We start from the raw sequence: 19,859 nt of genomic DNA, 5'->3' as shown, positions 1-19,859 counted from the left end.
GAAGCGCGACACCTTCGCTGTCCGCTCCACTTCCTGAGAGGGAAATTCATGGATACGTCGACTGCCGTCCCGTTCAACGCTCCGCTGGCCTCGTCAGCGGAGTGTGATGGCATCGACACGCCGTCGTTCGCCGCGCGCGAGATCGAGCGGCTGCGCGCGCGGGTGCGCGAACTGTCGGCCGACCTGCTCGACGCGCAGGAGAGCGTGCGCCGTCACCTCGCGCGCGAGTTGCACGACGGTGTCGGCGCCGAGCTGACCGCGACGCGCTTTGCGCTGGCCGGCGTCGAAACCTGGCTACCCGCCGACGCGCCGCCGCAATGCGCGGCCGCCCTCGCGCTCGCGCAGCGTTCGCTCGACGCCGTGTGCGCGGCGAGCCGCGAGGCCGTCGCGCAGCTGCACGCGCCGTCGTTCGAGACGGGCGTCGCCGGCGCGCTGAAAGGCTGGACCCGCGACTTCGCCACCCGCACCGGCTTGCGCACCACCTTGACCTGCAGCGACGACGCGCGTCTCGCGCGCCTGACCGCCGAGGCGGCGCTCGCCGTGTTCCGCGTCGCCCAGGAAGCGCTGAACAACGTCGCGAAGCACGCCCGCGCGACCTGCGCCGACGTGCGCCTCGAAACGGGCGCGCGTCATCTGACGCTCCTCGTCAGCGACGACGGCATCGGCCTGCCACGCGGCGCGCGCGAACGTGGCGGCCAGAAACACCCAGGCGGCCATTTCGGCCTCGCCGGAATGCAGGCGCGCTGCGTAGCGTTCGACGGCGCGTTGCGCGTCGGCGTCAAGCGCGCGAGCGTCGGTCGGGGCGAGGACAACGCCATTGCCCCACGCGGCACCGTCGTCCAGGCCCGCTTCGCGTGGCCCGCGCTGCTCGCGGCCACCCCAGCGCCGCGTGCCGCCCGGCGCGCGCTGCATTCGTGAGTTCGCGACTATGAGCCTGCGCATCCTGATCGTCGAAGATCACGCCGTGGTCCGCCAGGGCGTTCGCCAGTTGCTGCTCGATCGCGGCGTCGCGCGCGAGGTCGCGGAGGCGCAAAGCGGCTCCGAAGCGCTCGACGCGGTCGTTCATCAGAGCTTCGATGTCGTCCTGCTCGATATCTCGCTGCCCGACATGAACGGCGTCGAGGTGCTCAAGCGCCTGAAACGCAAGGCGCCGCGCGTCGCGGTGCTGATGTTCTCGATGTACCGCGAGGACCAATACGCGGTGCGCGCGCTCAAAGCCGGCGCGGCCGGCTATCTGTCGAAGACGGTCGACGCCGCGCAGATGATCGGCGCGATCCAGCAGGTCGCGGCCGGCCGTAAGTACGTGAGCCCCGAGATGGCCGAGGCGCTCGCCGACTACGTGTCCTTCGACGGCGAGCAGTTGCCGCACGAAAAGCTCTCCGATCGCGAATACCAGACGCTGTGCATGCTCGCGTCGGGCAAACGGCTCACCGATATCGCCGCCACGCTGTCGCTGTCGGTGAAGACGGTCAGCGTGTACCGCACGCGGCTGCTCGACAAGATGAAGCTGCGCAATAACGCGGAGCTCACGTTCTATGTGATGAGCAACCGCCTCGTCGATCTGAATCCCGCGGTGGCGGGCTAACCTGCCGACGCGGCGCTAGCGAAAACGGGGAGATTCCCTCCCCGTTTATTGCGTATCCAGTAAAAGCTTCACCGCCACCCCACTCCCGGCATCGCAAGACCACCCGGAAGCCCCTTCCTGGCGGGAGTTTCCGCCCGTGGCCCGGGACCGAAAATCGCCCCCGCGAACCAGCCTGGCGGCACGCATCCGCTAGAATTGAGGGTTTTCCCGACATTCGGCGCGCAACGCGCGTGCACCACTGGAGACCCACGCCAATGTCCCTGTTTCGCAAGAAGAGCGTCGAGCACATGCTCGCGGCGAGCGCTCAGACCGCCGGCCTGAAAAAGGCGCTCGGCGCGCTCGACCTCACTTTCCTCGGCGTCGGCGCCATCATCGGCACCGGCATCTTCGTGCTGACCGGCACGGGCGCCGTACAGGCCGGCCCCGCGCTGATGATCTCGTTCGTGATCGCGGCGATCGCGTGCGGCTTCGCCGCGCTCTCCTACGCCGAATTCGCGTCGACGATTCCGGTCGCCGGCTCGATCTACACCTACTCGTACGCGACCCTGGGCGAGCTAGCCGCGTGGATCATCGGCTGGGACCTGATGCTCGAGTACGGGCTGGCGACCTCGGCGGTGTCGGTCGGCTGGTCGGGCTATCTGCAGTCGCTGCTGTCGGGCTTCGGCGTGTCGCTGCCGATGGCGCTGACCGCGGCCCCCGGCGCGATCCCCGGCCACGAAACGCTGTTTAACCTGCCCGCCTTCCTCGTGATGATGGCGATCACCACGCTGCTGTCGCTCGGCGTGCGCGAGTCCGCGCGGATCAACAACATCATGGTCGCGATTAAGGTGACCGTCGTGCTGCTCGTGATCGCCGTCGGCGTGTTTCACGTCACGCCGGCCAACTGGCACCCGTTCATGCCGCACGGCTGGAGCGGCGTGTTCGGCGCGGCCGCGGTGATGTTCTTCGCGTTCATCGGCTTCGACGCGGTGTCGTCGGCGGCCGAAGAAGTGAAGAATCCGAAGCGCGATCTGCCGGTCGGCATCATTGCCTCGCTCGGTGTGTGCGCGGTGCTGTATGTGGCCGTCGCCGCGGTCGTCACCGGCATCGTGCCGTCGGAGAAGTTCATGGGCATTTCGCACCCGGTATCGTACGCGCTGCAGCTCGCGGGACAGAACTGGGTCGCGGGCTTCATCGATCTCGGCGCCGTGCTCGGCATGCTGACCGTGATTCTCGTGATGGCGTACGGCCAGACCCGCGTGATCTTCGCGATGTCGCGCGACGGCCTGCTGCCCGCGAAGCTGTCGCAACTGCATCCGCGCTTCGCCACGCCGTTCTTCACGACGTGGCTCGTCGGTATCTTCTTCGGCCTGATCGGCGCGCTGGTGCCGCTCAATGTGTTGGCTGAACTGATCAATATCGGCACGCTCGCCGCGTTCTCGATGGTCTCGATCGCGGTGCTCGTGCTGCGCAAGACGCACCCCGAGCTGCCGCGCGCGTTCCGTTGCCCAGGCGCACCGGTCGTGCCGGTGCTCGCGGTCGCCTCGTGCCTGTTCCTGATGCTGAACCTGCAAGGCATCACGTGGGCCGCGTTCGGGATCTGGCTGCTGATCGGCATGGTCATCTATTTCGGCTACTCGCGCCGTCATTCGAAACTGGCAAAGTAGTGCGCCGTTTCAACGAGGCCAGACCAACGCGCTGAATGCTCGCGAGCCCGGCCTCGCTTTTCCGCTGATCTATCGATGCGCCCCGTCGTGCTCTGCATGACGGGGCGCAGGTCTTTCTGGCGTCCCGTTCCGTGGCGCACCATGCTTCTCTTGGTGCGCTCGCGCGCGCCGAACACACTTCCCCTCATAGCGCGCCCACGCGATTTGTGCTTTACTTTTCGGCAGACTTGTAAAACCCGTAGCACCCTCATCGGACCTCGCGAATCGCAGTCAGCACGCAGTCGAAGCAAAGCAGGGGCAATAACAAGCACAGGTCCGGTCTCACCCACAGCAACTATCTTGCATGGGATCGTGGTCAGCGCCGAGGCGGGCATCGATACGCCGAAGCGCTCGCTCCGATCGACAAAGGAGACAGCTTCATGGCGATCAGCATCAGTCTGACGGTCAATGGCGCACCCGTGAGCGCCTCAGTCGACCCTGGCACCCTGCTTGTCCAGTTCCTGCGCGATCAACTCCGTCTGACCGGCACCCACGTAGGCTGCGATACCGCGCAATGCGGCGCCTGCACCGTGCATCTGAACGGCCGCGCGATCAAGTCCTGCAACATCCTCGCCGTGCAAGCCGATGGCGCGGAAGTCACCACCATCGAAGGGCTGGCGCACAACGGCGAGCTGCATCCGATGCAGGCAGCGTTCAAGCACTGCCACGGTCTGCAATGCGGCTTCTGCACACCGGGCATGGTGATGAGCGCGGTGTCGCTGGTACAGCGTCAACCCGATCTGAGCGGCGACGACGTGCGCGAGCAACTCGACGGCAATCTGTGCCGCTGTACGGGCTATCACAACATCGTCAAGGCCGTGCTCGAAGGCGCCGCGGGTATGAAGTCGTCCGCCGCATCGAGCGCAATTGCCGGCGCGAATGCCGCCGGCGCAACCGCCTGAGGAGCCGACGATGAACGCACCCGATACCCCGAGCCTGATCGGCGCCGCCGTCGAACGCAAGGAAGACTACCGCTTCCTCACCGGCAAAGGCCAGTACACCGACGACATCGTGCTGCCGCAGCAAACCTACGGCGTGTTCCTGCGCTCGCCGCACGCGCACGCGAAGATCAAAAGCATCGAGACGAGCGCGGCCAAACAGTCGCCGGGCGTGGTCGCGATCTTCACCGGCGCGGATCTCGCCGCGGAGAACGTCGGCGGCCTGCCGTGCGGCTGGCTGATCCACAGCACCGATGGCAAGCCGATGAACGAGCCGCCGCATCCGGTGATTGCCCATACGAAAGCGCGCCACGTGGGCGATCAGGTCGCGCTCGTGATCGCCGAATCGATCAAGGCCGCGAAAGACGCGTCCGAGCTGATCGAGGTCGATTACGACGTGCTGCCGGCCGTCGTCGATACCGCGCATGCGGCCGACCCGGGTCAGCCGGCGGTGCACGACGAAGTGCCCGACAACGTCTGCTACAACTGGGGCCACGGCGACAAGGCCGCGACCGATGCGGCGTTCGCGAAAGCCGCGCACGTGACCACGCTCGACATCGTCAACAACCGGCTCGTGCCGAATGCGATCGAACCGCGCGCGGTCAACGCGAGCTATTCGGCGCACGACGACAGCTACACGCTGTATGTGGCCAATCAGAATCCGCACGTCGAGCGGCTGCTGATGGCCGCGTTCGTGCTGTCGCTGCCGGAATCGAAGCTGCGGGTGATCGCGCCGGACGTCGGCGGCGGCTTCGGCTCGAAGATCTTTCTGTATGCGGAAGACGTCGCGCTCACGTGGGCGTCGAAGAAGATCGGCCGGCCGGTCAAATGGACGGCCGAGCGCTCCGAGGCCTTCCTCTCCGACGCGCACGGCCGCGATCACGTGACCCAAGCCGAACTCGCGATGGACGCCGACGGCAAGTTCCTCGCGATGCGCGTGCACACCATCGCGAACATGGGCGCGTACCTCTCGACGTTCGCCTCCAGCGTGCCGACGATCCTGTACGCGACGCTGCTCGCCGGGCAATACGCGACACCCGCGATCTACGCCGAAGTGAAGGCGGTCTTCACCAACACCGTTCCCGTCGATGCCTATCGCGGCGCGGGCCGGCCGGAAGCGACGTTCGTCGTCGAGCGGCTGGTCGAAACCGCGGCGCGCGAGATGAAGCTCGACCCCGCGGAAATCCGCCGCCGCAACTTCATCACGCAGTTCCCCTACGCGACGCCGGTCGGCCTCACCTACGACACCGGCGACTACAACGCGATCCTCGCGCGCTCGCTCGACATCGCGGACGTGGCGGGCTTCGCCGCGCGTCGGCAGGAATCCGAAAAGAACGGCAAACGACGCGGCCTCGGCTACTCGTGCTACATCGAGGCATGCGGTCTCGCGCCGTCGAACATCGCGGGCGCGCTCGGCGCACGTGCGGGCCTGTTCGAAGTCGGCCAGATTCGCGTGCATCCGACCGGTTCGGTCACCGTGTTCACGGGCTCGCATAGTCACGGCCAGGGGCATGAGACGACCTTCGCGCAGGTCGTCGCGGACCGGCTCGGCATTGCCCTCGACAGCGTCGAGATCGTGCACGGCGACACCGGGCGCATCGCATTCGGCATGGGCACCTATGGCTCGCGTTCGATCGCGGTGGGCGGTTCGGCCATCTCCAAGGCGCTCGACAAGATCGAGGCGAAGGCGAAGAAAATCGCCGCGCATCTGCTCGAAGCGTCGGCTGAAGACATCGAGTTCAAGAACGGCGTGTTTCGCGTCGCGGGTACGGACCGCACGAAGGCGTTTGCGGAAATCTCGCTCGCCGCGTACGTGCCGCACAACTATCCGCTCGAGGTGCTCGAACCGGGGCTCGAAGAAAGCGCGTTCTACGATCCGACCAACTTCACGTATCCGTCGGGTGCGTATATCTGCGAGATCGAAGTCGATCCGGAGACCGGCGTGTGCCGTATCCAGAAGTTCACCGCGGTCGACGACTTCGGCAACGTGATCAATCCGATGATCGTCGAAGGTCAGGTGCATGGCGGGCTCGCGCAAGGCATCGGCCAGGCGATGCTCGAGCGCTGCGTGTACGACAACGACAGCGGCCAACTGCTGTCCGGCTCCTACATGGACTACGCGATGCCGCATGCGTCCGATCTGCCCGACTTCACAGTCGAAACCGCGAAGGGCACGCCGTGTACGCACAATCCGCTCGGCGTGAAAGGCTGCGGTGAGGCGGGCGCGATCGGCTCGCCACCGGCCGTGATCAACGCGATCATCGACGCGCTCGCCCCGCTTGGCGTGACCGATCTGCAGATGCCGGCGACGCCGCATCGCGTATGGTCCGCGATTCAAGCCGCGCAACAGGCCGCGAAGCAAGCCTGACCCAACGATCCTGAGCGGAGCATTCGACATGTATTCATTCGAGTATCAACGCGCGACGGATCCGCAAGCGGCCGCCGCAGCCCTCAGCGCCGACAGCGACGCGAAGTTCCTCGCCGGCGGCCAGAGCCTTCTGCCGACCATGCGCCTGCGTCTCGCGCAGCCGTCGCAACTGATCGACGTGACGCGCATTCCCGCGCTGAAATCGATCAGTGTCGACGCGAGCAAAGTGACGATCGGCGCGGCCGTCTGTCACGCGGACGTCGCCGATCATGCGGAGGTGCGGCGCGTCTTGCCCGCGCTCGCGGAGCTCGCCGCGAATATCGGCGATCGTCAGGTGCGCGCGCTTGGCACGATCGGCGGTTCGCTCGCGAACAACGACCCGGCCGCCTGCTATCCGGCCGCGGCGATGGGCCTCGACGCGACGATCGTCACGGACCGACGGCGCATCACATCGGGCGATTTCTTCGTCGGCATGTACGAGACCGCGCTCGCGCCCGACGAGCTGATCGTCGCCGTCGAGTTCCCGGTGCCCGAGCGCGCCGCCTACGAGAAATTCCGCAATCCGGCCTCGCACTTCGCGCTGGTCGGCGTGTTCGTCGCGAAGTTTGCGAGCGGTGTGCGGGTCGCGGTGACGGGCGCGGCATCGTCGGTGTTTCGCATACCCGAGCTTGAAAGCGCGCTGTCGGCGAACTTCACGCCCGACGCGGCACGCGCGGTCAGCGTGTCGCCCGACGAGCTGAACGAGGACATGCACGCGAGTGCCGCATATCGCGCGCATCTGATTCCGGTGCTCGCGGGGCGTGCGGTCACGAAGGCGAACGCCTAGCGATCCTTGCCAGGCCGACCGGCTTGCCGCGCACTCGCACCACCGCGCGCGCAAGCCGGCTTCGCTCACTTCGCGACGGCCTGTCGCGCAGATTCAGGACCACCATGCAGCCGGCTTCGATCGACGACACCCTCGCCCAACTCGCCGCCCAACGCTATTTCGCGAGCCGCGAGCTTGCGACCGCGCTATATCTCGCGCTGCGCATGGAGCGGCCGCTGTTCGTCGAAGGCGAGCCCGGCGTCGGCAAGACCGAGCTCGCGAAAGCCGCGGCGGGCATGCTCGGCACCACGCTCTTGCGGCTGCAATGCTATGAAGGACTCGACACCGCGAGCGCCCTCTACGAATGGGACTACCCGCGCCAGATCATGGCGCTGCGGCTGGCCGAAGCGAGCGGCGAGCGGCCCGACAACGACACGCTGTATCGCGGCGAATTCCTGCTAAAGCGCCCGCTTCTCCAGGCGCTGATGCCCGACGAACACCATCCCGGCGCGCGGCGCGTGCTGCTGATCGACGAAATCGATCGCGCCGACGAACCGTTCGAGGCCTTCCTGCTCGAACTGCTTTCGGACTTCCAGGTATCGATTCCCGAGTACGGCACCGTGCGCGCCACGCAGCCGCCGCTCGTCGTCATGACGTCGAACCGCACGCGCGAAGTGCATGACGCGTTGAAGCGCCGCTGTCTGTATCAATGGATCGGCTATCCGGATCGCGAGCGCGAACTCGAGATCGTCGCCGCGCGCGCGCCGCATACGTCGGCGCAACTGCAACGACGCGCGGTCGATTTCGTGCATCGGCTGCGCGGCATGGATCTGTTCAAGGCGCCCGGCATCGCCGAAACGATCGACTGGTGCCGCGCGCTCGAAGCGCTGTCGGTCACGGAGCTCGATCCGCAATCGGTGCAGAACACGCTCGGCGTGCTGCTCAAGTATCAGGACGATCTCGCGCGCGTGGACGCCACGCAGATCGCGCAGTGTCTGTCCGGGTGAGGATCGTTGGCATGACGAACCAGAGCGGCTCAGACAGCCACGACAATGCGGAAGAACAGACTGCGCCCATGCTCGCGCGCAATGTCGTGCATTTCGTGCGGGTGCTGCGTGGAGCCGGCCTGCCGATGTCACCCGCACAAGCAGTCGATGCACTCGCCGCGCTGCAATGGATCGACCTCGGCCGCCGCGACGACGTGCGCGCCGCGCTGGCCGCGCTGCTCGTCACCGCGCCCGACGAACGCGAACTCTTCAACGCCGCGTTTGATCTGTTCTGGCGCGATCCCGATTGGGAAGGCAAGCTGCGCGCACTGCTACTGCCGAAAGTGCGCGACGGCTTGCCGCCACCTAAGCGCAACAACCGTCTCGCCGATGCGCTCGCGGTGCGCATGCCGCCGTCGCCGCACCTGAAAGCACCGCAGGAAACCGAGCAGCACGAGTTGCACGCGCACCTCACGTTCAGCGCGGAGGAGCGGCTACGTCACCGCGATTTCGACACCTTGAGCGCCGACGAATGGCGCACGCTGCGTCATCTGATCCGTGGCCAGCGGCTGCCGCTCGCCACCGAGCCGACACGACGCCTGAAGGCGGCCTCGCACGGCACCCATGCGGATTTGCGCGCGAGCGCGCGGCATGCGGTGCGCGCGGGCGGCGACTGGACGGTGTGGAAGTATCGCGCGACGGTCGAGCGCAAGCCGCCGCTCGTGCTGCTGCTCGACATTTCCGGCTCGATGAGCAACTACTCGCGCGCGGTGCTCTACTTCTGTCACGCGCTCTTGCAGTCGCGCGAACGTCTGCAGGTGTTTCTGTTCGGCACGCGGCTCACGAACGCGACGCGCGCATTGCGCGAACGCGATCCCGACGTCGCGATCGCCACGCTCAGCGATCAGGTGGTCGACTGGTCGGGCGGCACGCGCATCGGCGCGGCGCTCGCCGAGTTCAACCGACGCTGGGCGCGGCGCGTTCTCACCGGTCGCGCGACGGTGCTGCTCGTCACCGACGGCCTCGATCACGAAGCGATCGATGTGCTCGATACCGAAATGGCGCGCCTCGCGCGCTTCGCGCATCGCATCGTGTGGCTCAATCCGCTGCTGCGTTTCAGCGGCTTCACGCCGAAAGCGCGTGGTGTGCAGGCGATCCTGCCTTATGTCGACGCGCATCGTCCAGTTCATAATCTAGACAGTCTCGCAGCATTCGGCCGCGATCTCGCGCAATTGACGCGCGCGCCTCGCCACGCCGTCGCCGCGACGACACTCGCAGGAGCAACGTCATGGAATTGAGCGAAACTCATACGCTGCCGGTCGCGCAGCAGCAAACATGGGACGCGTTGAACGACACCGAGATTCTGCGCGCCTGCATCCCCGGTTGCGAAAGCATCGACCCCGACGGCGAAAACGCGTACCTGGTCGCGCTGAGCGCGGCGGTCGGTCCGGTCAAGGCACGCTTCAAGGGGCGCATGCAGTTGACCGATATCGACGCGCCGAACACCTACACGATCGTGTTCGAAGGCCAGGGCGGTGCCGCCGGCTTCGCGAAGGGCAACGCGCAGGTCACGCTCGAAGCCGACGGCGAAGCCGCGACGAAGCTCTCCTACACCGCCAATGCGCAGGTCGGCGGCAAGCTGGCGCAGATCGGCTCGCGGCTCGTCGACGGCGCGGCGCGCAAGATTGCCGGGGAGTTTTTCAGGCGCTTCAGCGCCCAGTTCTCGGGCGAGAATAGCGCTGATCAGGCGGCGGACGGCGCAGCGTCGGTGGAGGCCGAAGCCGACGCCGCGTCCGCGCAAACGGAATCGAACGAGGCCGCGGACGGCGAGTCCGGCGGCGATGCAAAGAAAGGGAAGAAATCATGGACAGCGTGGATCTCGAAGTTCTGAAAACCAGCGCCCGCTGGCTGGAGGACGGGCATCGCGCGCTCCTCGTGACGGTCGTGAAGACGTGGGGCTCGTCGCCGCGCCCCGAGGGCGCGATGCTCGCGGTGCGCGACGACGGCCTCGTGGTGGGCTCGGTATCGGGCGGCTGCATCGAAGACGATCTGATCGATAGGGTACGGCAACGAGGCATCGAGCAGACGCATCCGGAGGCGGTGAAGTACGGCATCACGGCCGAGGAAGCGCATCGCTTCGGCTTGCCGTGCGGCGGCACGATCCAGCTCGTGCTCGAACCGTTGACGCGGCAAAGCGGCATCGCCGAGCTGTGTCATGCGGTCGAAGAGGGCCGGCTCGTCGCGCGCGAGCTCGACATGACGACGGGCGCGGTGCGGCTCGACAACGCGCAGGCGACCGACGGCGTGCATTTCGACGGCCAGCGTCTGTTGACGATCCACGGCCCACGCTACCGGATGCTCGTGATCGGCGCGGGGCAGTTGTCGCGCTACCTGTGCCATATCGCGGTGGGGCTCGATTATCAGGTGACGGTCTGCGATCCGCGCGAGGAATACACCGAGGAATGGGACGTGCCCGGCACGAAGATCGTCCGCACGATGCCGGACGATACCGTGATCGACATGAAGCTCGACGAGCGCTGCGCGGTGGTCGCGCTCACGCATGATCCGAAGCTCGACGATCTTGCGCTGATGGAAGCGTTGAAGACGCCGGCGTTTTATGTCGGCGCGCTCGGCTCGCGCAGGAACAATCATGCGCGGCGCGAGCGCCTGAAGGAGTTCGATCTGAACGAAGCCGAACTGGCCCGCTTGCATGGACCGGTCGGCATTTATATCGGCAGCAGGACGCCGCCGGAGATCGCGGTGTCGATTCTCGCGGAAGTGACGGCGGCAAAAAATGGCGTGTCGCTGCCGACGCTATTGCAGGTCGAAGGCGCGAAGGCCGCGCGGGAAATTGCGGCATCGGGGGGCGCCGCTTGCAGCGTGTAGCTCTCGCTGGATAGTTAAGCGGTCGGTTCAATGCCGCAGCCTGCGGGCGTCCGGCGCATAGCCGCCGGGCAATCTTTGGCGCGCCTCTAAATGCGCGCCAGCCGCTTGACATCCGCCCCGCGCGAACCGACCCTAGCTGACGATCCCGTCAATGTCGTCGTCCGGATACCGACCGTCATGCGACTCTCCCTCGTGGCCCTTGCCTTTGCCGGCTGGCTCGCCGGCATTCACGCCGCGAGCGCGAGCGTGCCGGTCAAACTGGACGACCCCTATACCAATGAAGGCGAGACGCAGACCTTCACCGTCAACGCCGACGGCTCGTATGCGAAGCTCGATTCGATGACGCTGCGCGTGAACAACGAAGCCGGTGTCGAGCGGGTCGCGCAGCAATACGTCTGGTTCAACCGCAACATGGCCGACGTGCAGATTCTCGAGGCCTACACGCTCACCGCCGACGGCCAGCGTCACGACGTAGAGCCCGAGCAGATCCGCGACGTCCAGGAAGTCCGTTCATTCGACGCGCCGATGTTCCAGGACATCCAGGAAAAGGTCATCGTGTTCCCCGCGGTCGAACCCGGCGCGCGCGTGCATCTGACGTACCGCAAGACGCAGCGTCAGCCGATCGTGCCGGGCGAATTCAGCGACTTCACGCCGCCCGACCTCGCGCCGACGCGCAACTTCCGCCTGATCTACGACCTGCCCGCCGACAAGCCGCTGTACGCCGACGCGCGCGGCTTCAGCGCGGTGACGCCGGTCACGCGCGACGGCCGCACGCGCTACGAATTCCGCTACGACAAGGCGCATTTCGACCGGCTCGAACGCGGCTCGGTCGCTTACGTGTCGTATGGCGATCGGCTGATGGTGTCGACCTTCCCGAGCTATGCCGCGTTCGCCGCGTCGTATCGCGCCTCAGCGACGGACCCGGACTCGCACGACGCCGCGATCACGCAGCTCGCGAGGCAATTGACCGCGCACGATCACACGCCGCATGACAAAGCCAAAACGCTGTACGACTGGGTTCGTCGCAATGTCCGCTATGTCGCGATCTACGTCGGGCGCGGCTCCGTCGTGCCGCACAGCGCTAGCGCGATCCTCGCGAACCGCTATGGCGATTGCAAGGATCACGTCGCGCTCTACGGCGCGCTGCTCGATGCGGTCGGCGTGCGCAACGAGCCGGCACTGATCAGCAGCGGCACGATCTACACGTTACCGAGCGTGCCGGGCTACGGCGTCATCAATCATGCGATCACGTGGCTGCCCGATTTGCAGCTCTACGCGGATTCGACCGCGTCGAACGTCGAATTCGGTTTTCTGCCTGCGTCCGACATGGACCGCCCGACCGTGCTGATCGACGACGGCGTGCTCGCGCAAACACCGGCCACCGAGCAGATGTCGCGCAGCACCGACCTTGCGATCAAGATCGAACCGGACGGCTCGGCGAGCTTCACCTATCGCTTGCAGGATGCAGGACCGTATGCGGAGCAGGCCCGCGCGCGGCTGCGCACGCAAACGCCCGCGCAACGCGAGGAATCGATTCAGGCCGAGTTGCGCAACGCGAATCTGCGCGGCACCGCGACGCTGACGACGAGCGACCTCAGCGCGGCCGACGGCCCGCTCACGCTGACGATGAAAGGCACGCTCGAAAATCTCGTGGTAACGGGCATGACGGCGTCGATTCCGGCCCTGACGAGCCTCGGCGGCGGCGTCGAGGCGGACACGCGCTACTGGCTCGGCGAACGCAGGCGCACGCAGCCGTTCGTGTGCCACAACCTCGCGATCCACGAACGCGCGCGCATCGAGCTGCCCGCCAATTTCCGCGTGCTCGACATGCCGGAGGCACAACGCACGCAGGACCGCTTCGTCGATTTCGCGTCGCAATACGCGTTCGATCCGCACAGCAACGTCGTGACGATGATGCGCGACGGCGCCACCCATTTCGACAGCGACGTCTGCACACCCGACGATTTCACGCGCATGCGTCCCGCGATCGAGGCGATCGGGCGGGACGTGCGTGCGCAGGTGATCGTCAGATCGACGCTGGTGGAATCGTCGGACGTGGCGTCGCAGGCGCCTTGAACGTCAACGCGTCAAACCGGCCACAACGGGCCTTCCTGCATCGCGCCGATCTGTTCGCGCATCTCGAGGATGCGCTCCTCCCAGTAGCGCTGCGTGTTGAACCACGGGAACGCGGCCGGAAACGCCGGGTCGTTCCAGCGGCGCGCGAGCCACGCCTGATAGTGAATCAGCCGCAGCGTGCGCAACGCTTCGATCAGGTGCAGTTCGCGCGGCTCGAACTCGCAGAAATCCTCGTATCCGGCGAGCAGATCGGAAAGCGAGCGCGACGCCTCGGCGCGCTCGCCCGGCAGCAGCAGCCACAGATCCTGAATCGCCGGGCCCATGCGGCTGTCGTCGAAATCGACGAAGTGCGGGCCCGCGTCGGTCCACAGCACGTTGCTCGGATGACAGTCGCCGTGCAGACGCAGTGCGCGAATCTCGCCGGCCCGCTCGAACGCGCGCTCGACGCCTTCGAGTGCCAGGTTGACGACGGTTTCCCACGCGACGCGCAGGTCTTCGGGCACGAAACGGTGCGCGAGCAGGAAGTCGCGCGGCTCGTAGCCGAACGTGTCGATATTGAGCGCGGGACGCTCCGCATAGTCGTGGGTCTGCCCGATCGCGTGAATGCGGCCGATGAAACGCCCCAGCCATTCGAGCGTGTCGCGCCGGTCCAGATCCGGCGCGCGACCACCGCGTCGCTCGAACACCGAGAAGCGGTAACCGTCGAAGGTATGCAGCGTGCGGCCATCGAGCACGCGCGCGGTCACCGCCGGAATCTCGCGCGCGGCGAGCTCGGCGACGAACGCATGTTCTTCGAGAATCGCCGCATCGCTCCAGCGCTCAGGACGATAAAACTTGGCGACCACGGGCGGGCCGTCTTCGACGCCGACCTGATACACGCGATTTTCGTAGCTGTTGAGCGGCAGCAGACGGCCGTCGGTGCGCACGCCGTCGGTCGCGAGCACGCCGTCGAGCGCATCGAGCACGGTCTCGGGCGTAAGCCGCGCGAACGGCACGCCGCCAGCGGCGCCGGCCTCGGGATGGGAATTGTCGGGAATGGTGTCGTTCATGCCCCGCATTGTGCGCCGCGCCGCGGGTAAAGACGAGGGCCGCGACTCGCAATGCGTGCATCGCAGCGCTGCAAACGTGGGCTGATTTGCGGCGCGCGTCGTGAATTGACGCGCGCAACGCCCTTGGTGATGCCCGCGAGCCGGACTCACCTTACAGCATCACTACAACCTGCATCTGCGTGTCACGCAACGGCGATGCGCGGCAATGAGCGGCAATGAGCGCCAATAAGCGGCAACGGGCAACGGCCAGGCCTCTGGTTCAATGCGTCTGCGCGCCGGACGGACGTATCAGGTCGCCGGTATCGATCAGATCTTCGAGGAAAAAGGGTTCGGTATTCAGTTGCTGAGAGGCGCCGGGCTCGCCTGCGTACCACGCCACCATTGCCATGTCGCCAAGAATGCGCATGACGATTCCGCGCGCGCCTTGTGGCACGGCGATATGTACTGATCGGACAATGGAACCGACTTCCATGATATTTCCCCGCTTCACTTAGCCGGCTTTATGATTTCACGCCGGTCGAGGTGATGATAAAAGCGCCGCTTCGCATTGACGTTGCATGCGCACCTAATCCGCTGCGCACATGGCGCGTGAGAGGTTCGAGTCATTGTTCCCGCTTTGCGGGGCTTTGGAAAGCGCGAAGAAAGGCCGTTTAACCCGTCGTTTCGCCCTATTCCCATTACGCTGCGCACGGCCGATGATCTCGGCTTCAGACGACGTAATGAAGATCATCATAAACCCTGCGGGGGGAGACATCAAAAACGTGAGTTGCCAGAACGATCCCATTGATACAGGTGCCGCGCGGCTTCACGCCGGATTTCGCGCCGGCTTTCGCGCCGACCTGCGCGCCTCTGTTTCCGATCCGCGCGGCGCAGCCGCCGCTCATTTCATTCGTCTGCGCTAGTCATGTGGATCGTTCGTCTCGCGCTACGGCGCCCCTATACGTTCGTCGTGCTGGCGCTGCTATTGCTGATCGTCGGACCGTTGACGATTCTGCGCACACCCACCGACATCTTTCCGAACATCGACATTCCGGTGCTCTCGGTGATCTGGTCGTACAACGGCCTGCCCGCCGACGAGATGGAACGGCGCATCGCGCTGAACTACGAGCGCGGCTTGTCGGTGGCGGTCAACGATATCGAGCACACGGAATCGACGTCGCTGAACGGCATCACGGTCATCAAGATCTTTTTCCAGCCGGGCGCGAACATCGACGAAGCGCTCGCCCAGGTCACCGCGCTCTCGCAAACGCAACTGCGCTCGCTGCCGCCCGGCATCACGCCGCCGAACATCCTGCGCTATAACGCCTCGACGGTGCCGATTCTGCGGCTCGCGTTGTCGTCGGCATCGCTGACCGAGCAAGAACTCTACGACTTCGGCAATAACTTCCTGAAGACGCAGCTCGCCACCGTGCCCGGCGCCTCCGCGCCCCTGCCGTACGGCGGCAAGCAGCGGCAGATCATGGTCGACATCGATTCGCGCAAGCTGCAGGAGCGCAATCTGTCGCCGATGGACGTGGTCAACGCGGTCAGCGCGCAAAACCTGATTCTGCCCTCGGGCACCGCGAAAATCGGCTCGACCGAGTACTCGGTGGAAATGAACGGCAGCCCCGATTCGCTCGCGGGTCTGAACAACATTCCGATTCGCACCACCGCGAACGGCACCATCTACATCCGCGACGTCGCGCATGTGCGCGACGGCTATCAGCCGCAGACCAACATCGTGCGCGTGAACGGCCAGCGCGCCGCGCTGCTGACGATCAACAAAAGCGGCAACACGTCCACGCTCGATATCGTCGACCGCATCAAGACGATGATGCCGACGCTGCGCAATCTGGTGCCGGCGTCGCTGAATATCGACCCCGTTGCCGACCAGTCGCTGTTCGTGCGGGCATCGGTGCAGGGCGTGCTGCGCGAAGCGCTGATCGCCGCGTGCCTGACCGGCCTGATGATTCTGCTGTTCCTCGGCAACTGGCGCGCGACGCTGATCATCGCGGTATCGATTCCGTTGTCGATGATCACGTCGATCATCGCGCTGTCCGCGCTCGGTCAGACGATCAACATCATGACGCTCGGCGGGCTCGCGTTAGCGGTCGGGATTCTCGTCGACGACGCGACCGTCGCGATCGAAAACATCAGCCATCAGCTCGAGCAGGGCAAGACGCTCGAACAGGCGATTCTCGACGGCGCGCATCAGATCGCGATTCCGACGCTCGTGTCGACGTTGTCGATCTGCATCGTGTTCGTGCCGATGTTTTTGCTCACCGGCGTCGCGCACTATCTGTTCATTCCGCTCGCCGAAGCGGTGGTGTTCGCGATGCTCGCGTCGTACTTCTTCTCGCGGACGCTGGTGCCGACGCTCGCGAAGTATCTGCTGCGCCATCACCACAGGCCCGCGGATTCGCAGCACGCAACGGCTCAAACGCGCAATCCGTTCATGCGCGTGCACTATGCGTTCGAGCGCGGTTTTGCGCGTCTGCGCGAGCGCTATCGCGGGTTTCTCGAAGCGCGTGTCGCGCGGCCGGGTTTGTTCGTCACGTTGTTTCTCCTGTGCTGTTGCGCGTCGCTGCTGTTGCTGCCGTTTATCGGCCGCGACTTTTTCCCTGCCGTCGATGCCGGCACGATTGCGCTGCACATGCGCGCAAAAACCGGCATGCGGGTCGAGGAAACCGCTGTGCTGACCGATCGCGTCGATACGCGCATCCGTCAGCTGATTCCGGCGGGCGAACTGCATTCGATCATCGACAACATCGGTCTGCCGGTGTCGGGCATCAACCTGTCGTACAGCAACACGGGCACGATCGGCACATCCGATTCGGACATCCTGATCACGCTGAACCCGGACCATCATCCGAGCGCCGCCTATGTGCGCATGTTGCGACGCACGCTCAATGACGAATTCCCCGGCGTGCAGTTCGCGTTTCTGCCCGCCGATATCGTCAGTCAGACGCTGAATTTCGGCATGCCGTCGCCGATCGATATCCAGATCGTCGGCCGTGAGGTGGCGGCGAATCGCGCGTTCGCCGCGAAGCTGCTGAACCGTCTGCGCACGGTGCCGGGTCTCGCCGACGCGCGTATCCAGCAGCCCGCCGATCTGCCGCGGATCTTCATCGACGTCGATCGCACCCGGGCGCAACAGGCGGGCTTTTCGCAGCGCGATATCGCGAGCGATCTGCTGATCACCCTCTCGGGCAGCCAGCAGACCACGCCGACGTTCTGGCTCAATCCGCGCAATGGCGTCAGCTACAACGTGATCACGGAAGCACCGCAATACACGATCGATTCGCTGCAATCGCTCGCGAACATTCCGCTGAACGCCAACGGCCGCAGCAACATTCTCGGCTCGCTCGCGACGATGCGCCGCGAAGCGGGCAACGCCGTGCTCACGCACTACAACGCGCAGACCACGATCGACATCTACGGCACCGCCGACGGCCGCGATCTCGGCGGCGTGTCCGACGACATCCGCAAGATCATCGACGAGTCGAAAGCCGAACTGCCGAAGACCTCGACGATCGAACTGCGCGGCCAGGTGCAGACGATGAACGCGTCGTTCTCGGGCCTGCTCGCGGGTTTGCTGTTCGCGGTGCTGCTCGTGTATCTGCTGATCGTCGTCAATTTCCAGTCGTGGCTCGATCCGTTCATCATCATCACCGCTTTGCCGGGCGCGCTCGCGGGCATCGTGTGGATGCTGTTCCTCACGCACACCACGCTGTCGATTCCCGCCCTCACGGGCGCGATCATGTGTATCGGCATCGCGACCGCGAACTCGATTCTGGTGATCAGCTTCGCGCGCGAACAGTTGCTGTTGCACGGCGACGCGACGCGCGCGGCGATCGAAGCGGGCTTCACGCGTTTCCGCCCGGTGCTGATGACCGCGCTCGCGATGGTGATCGGCATGGTGCCGATGGCGATCGGTCTCGGCGAAGGCGGCGAGCAGAACGCGCCGCTCGGGCGCGCGGTGATCGGCGGCCTCGCGGTCGGCACGGTGGCCACGCTGATCTTCGTGCCGGTCGTGTTTTCGATGATCTATCGACGGCTCGCGGCGCGGCATCAGCGTGCCGCGGAACATGTGGTGCAGAAACCATGAACATGAAGCACGCGATGATGACGAAGGCCGGCATGCGCTGTGGCCGCACAAGAGGCAGCCTCCACTGCCCATGCAATTTCAGAGGGGAAGTTTGATGGAAGCACAACGTCCAGACGGCTCAGGTTCGGGCTCAGGCTCGGGTTCCGGCGGCCCCGCCGCGCAAGACCCGGCGAAAGCCCGGCGCACACGCCTGATCCTGATCGCGGCCGCCGTCGCGGTGCTCGCGCTCGCCGCGCAGGGCATCTGGTCGCGCCAAGATGCGCATGCCGCGCTCGAACGCGACGCCGAGCACGCGAGCCAGATGAGCGTCGAAGTCGTGCAGCCGCAGAAGTCGTCGGCCGGGCTCGATCTCGTGCTACCCGGCAACGTGCAGGCGTTTCTCGACACGCCGATCTACGCACGCACCAACGGCTATCTGAAGAAGTGGTACGCCGACATCGGCGCGCGCGTGAAGAACGGTCAGCTGCTCGCGGAAATCGACACGCCCGAAGTCGACGACCAGTTGCGCGCCGCCCGCGCCGATCTCGCGAACGCCAACGCGAACTACGCGCTCGCGAAGAGCACCGCGGATCGCTGGACGGAGATGCTCAGGAGCAAGTCGGTGTCGAAGCAGGAGACCGACGAAAAGGTCGGCGACATGCTCGCGAAAAAAGCCACGCTCGACGCGGCGCGCTTCAACGTCGCGCGCCTCGAAAAGACGCAGTCGTTCCAGAAGGTCTACGCGCCGTTCGACGGCACCGTGACCGCGCGCAACGTCGACGTCGGCGCGCTGATCGACGCGGGCAGCTCGGGCGGTCCCGCGAAGGAGCTGTTTCATGTCGCCCAGGCGGACCGGCTGCGCGTCTACGTGAACGTGCCGCAGGCGTACGCGCAGCAGGTTCGCGCGCAGCAGAGCGCGTATCTGACGCTGACCGAGACGCCGTCGCGGCACTATCCGGGGACGGTCGCGCGCACCGCGGGCGCGGTCGATCCGCAGCAGCGCACGATGCTCGTCGAAGTCGACGTCGACAATCGCAGTGGTGAGCTGTTGCCGGGCGCCTACGCGCAGGTGCATTTCGCGCTCGGCGCGGGCACCGTGTCATTCACGCTGCCGGGTAACGCGCTGCTGTTCCGTCCCGACGGCGTGAAGGTCGCGACCGTCGATGCGCAGCACAAGGTGAAGCTGCTGCCGGTCTCGCTCGGCACGGACTTCGGCACGCGCGTCGCGATCGTGTCGGGTTTGCAGGGCAACGAGCAGGTGATTCTGAATCCGCAGGATTCGATCGTCGATGGTGCGCCGGTGCGGATCGTGCCGCATAAGGCGGAAGGCGGGGCGGGCTCGGAAGGCGCGACCGGTGCGGCGGCCAGCGCACCAGCGGCGCAGGCCGGCGCGCGGCCGGCCGCGAGGACGTGAT

16 protein-coding genes are annotated in these 19,859 nt (G+C 65.8%); 14 read left to right on the top strand and 2 right to left on the bottom strand.

Features of this window, described 5'->3' with window-relative positions; translation table 11 throughout:
• Positions 1 to 48: 48 nt before the first annotated feature.
• The 11 genes from CI15_RS06920 to CI15_RS06870 all read left to right on the top strand — a co-directional run bounded on the left by CI15_RS06920 (position 49) and on the right by CI15_RS06870 (position 13,329).
• Positions 49 to 918 carry a sensor histidine kinase gene (locus CI15_RS06920; RefSeq protein ID WP_062125521.1) on the top strand — a complete coding sequence of 290 codons (870 nt, stop codon included), beginning with the start codon at positions 49 to 51 and terminating at the stop codon, positions 916 to 918.
• A 10-nt stretch (positions 919 to 928) separates the two neighbouring features.
• Positions 929 to 1,585, top strand: coding sequence for a response regulator transcription factor RqpR (gene rqpR, locus CI15_RS06915; RefSeq protein WP_062126141.1), 657 nt, complete (start codon positions 929 to 931; stop codon positions 1,583 to 1,585).
• A 254-nt stretch (positions 1,586 to 1,839) separates the two neighbouring features.
• The gene (locus CI15_RS06910) at positions 1,840 to 3,231 is read left to right on the top strand and encodes a branched-chain amino acid transporter BcaP (protein WP_062125519.1); all 1,392 of its coding nucleotides are present in this window, start codon (positions 1,840 to 1,842) and stop codon (positions 3,229 to 3,231) included.
• A gap of 419 nt (positions 3,232 to 3,650) precedes the next feature.
• Complete coding sequence (locus tag CI15_RS06905) at positions 3,651 to 4,172, top strand: (2Fe-2S)-binding protein (protein WP_062125517.1); 522 nt, start codon at positions 3,651 to 3,653, stop codon at positions 4,170 to 4,172.
• Between the two features lie 10 nt (positions 4,173 to 4,182).
• Positions 4,183 to 6,576: a xanthine dehydrogenase family protein molybdopterin-binding subunit gene (locus CI15_RS06900; protein ID WP_062126138.1), complete on the top strand. Its 2,394-nt coding sequence runs from the start codon at positions 4,183 to 4,185 to the stop codon at positions 6,574 to 6,576.
• Positions 6,577 to 6,604: 28 nt separating this feature from the next.
• Positions 6,605 to 7,402 (top strand): FAD binding domain-containing protein, encoded by a 798-nt coding sequence (locus tag CI15_RS06895; protein ID WP_062125515.1) that lies wholly within the window; start codon positions 6,605 to 6,607, stop codon positions 7,400 to 7,402.
• Positions 7,403 to 7,506: 104 nt separating this feature from the next.
• A complete protein-coding gene (locus tag CI15_RS06890; protein WP_062125513.1) occupies positions 7,507 to 8,388 on the top strand; it encodes an AAA family ATPase in 882 nt (293 codons plus the stop codon).
• Positions 8,389 to 8,399: 11 nt separating this feature from the next.
• Positions 8,400 to 9,665, top strand: coding sequence for a vWA domain-containing protein (locus CI15_RS06885; RefSeq protein ID WP_062125512.1), 1,266 nt, complete (start codon positions 8,400 to 8,402; stop codon positions 9,663 to 9,665).
• Positions 9,656 to 10,258, top strand: a complete 603-nt coding sequence (locus CI15_RS06880; protein ID WP_062125510.1) for an SRPBCC family protein — start codon at positions 9,656 to 9,658, stop codon at positions 10,256 to 10,258. The genes CI15_RS06885 and CI15_RS06880 overlap by 10 nt, the downstream gene beginning before the upstream one ends.
• Positions 10,231 to 11,253 carry an XdhC family protein gene (locus tag CI15_RS06875; protein ID WP_062125508.1) on the top strand — a complete coding sequence of 341 codons (1,023 nt, stop codon included), beginning with the start codon at positions 10,231 to 10,233 and terminating at the stop codon, positions 11,251 to 11,253. Before CI15_RS06880 ends, CI15_RS06875 begins: the two co-directional genes overlap by 28 nt.
• 177 nt (positions 11,254 to 11,430) lie before the next feature.
• Positions 11,431 to 13,329 (top strand): DUF3857 domain-containing transglutaminase family protein, encoded by a 1,899-nt coding sequence (locus CI15_RS06870; protein WP_062125506.1) that lies wholly within the window; start codon positions 11,431 to 11,433, stop codon positions 13,327 to 13,329.
• 11 nt (positions 13,330 to 13,340) lie between these two features.
• On the opposite strand, the gene CI15_RS06865 is transcribed toward CI15_RS06870, so the two are convergent.
• Together CI15_RS06865 and CI15_RS06860 are read right to left on the bottom strand one after the other, a co-directional pair.
• Positions 13,341 to 14,387 (bottom strand): serine/threonine protein kinase, encoded by a 1,047-nt coding sequence (locus tag CI15_RS06865; RefSeq protein WP_075643667.1) that lies wholly within the window; start codon positions 14,385 to 14,387, stop codon positions 13,341 to 13,343.
• 250 nt (positions 14,388 to 14,637) lie between these two features.
• The gene (locus CI15_RS06860; RefSeq protein WP_062125502.1) at positions 14,638 to 14,850 is read right to left on the bottom strand and encodes a hypothetical protein; all 213 of its coding nucleotides are present in this window, start codon (positions 14,848 to 14,850) and stop codon (positions 14,638 to 14,640) included.
• 247 nt (positions 14,851 to 15,097) lie between these two features.
• Here CI15_RS06860 and CI15_RS36400 point away from each other — a divergent pair, with 247 nt between their 5' ends.
• From CI15_RS36400 to CI15_RS06850, 3 genes are all read left to right on the top strand, one after another.
• On the top strand, positions 15,098 to 15,280 hold the full coding sequence (locus CI15_RS36400; RefSeq protein ID WP_153041065.1) for a hypothetical protein: 183 nt from the start codon (positions 15,098 to 15,100) through the stop codon (positions 15,278 to 15,280).
• 2 nt (positions 15,281 to 15,282) lie between these two features.
• Complete coding sequence (locus tag CI15_RS06855) at positions 15,283 to 18,465, top strand: efflux RND transporter permease subunit (RefSeq protein ID WP_062125500.1); 3,183 nt, start codon at positions 15,283 to 15,285, stop codon at positions 18,463 to 18,465.
• A gap of 94 nt (positions 18,466 to 18,559) precedes the next feature.
• Entirely contained in the window at positions 18,560 to 19,858 is a 1,299-nt protein-coding gene (locus CI15_RS06850; RefSeq protein ID WP_062125498.1) for an efflux RND transporter periplasmic adaptor subunit, read from the top strand.
• Position 19,859: the final 1 nt, after the last annotated feature.

Origin of the sequence: Paraburkholderia monticola, from assembly GCF_001580545.1 — a bacterium.
Classification (GTDB): Bacteria; Pseudomonadota; Gammaproteobacteria; order Burkholderiales; family Burkholderiaceae; genus Paraburkholderia; species Paraburkholderia monticola.
Note: the sequence above shows the minus strand (reverse complement) of the source record. Positions and strands in the feature narration are given on the sequence as shown.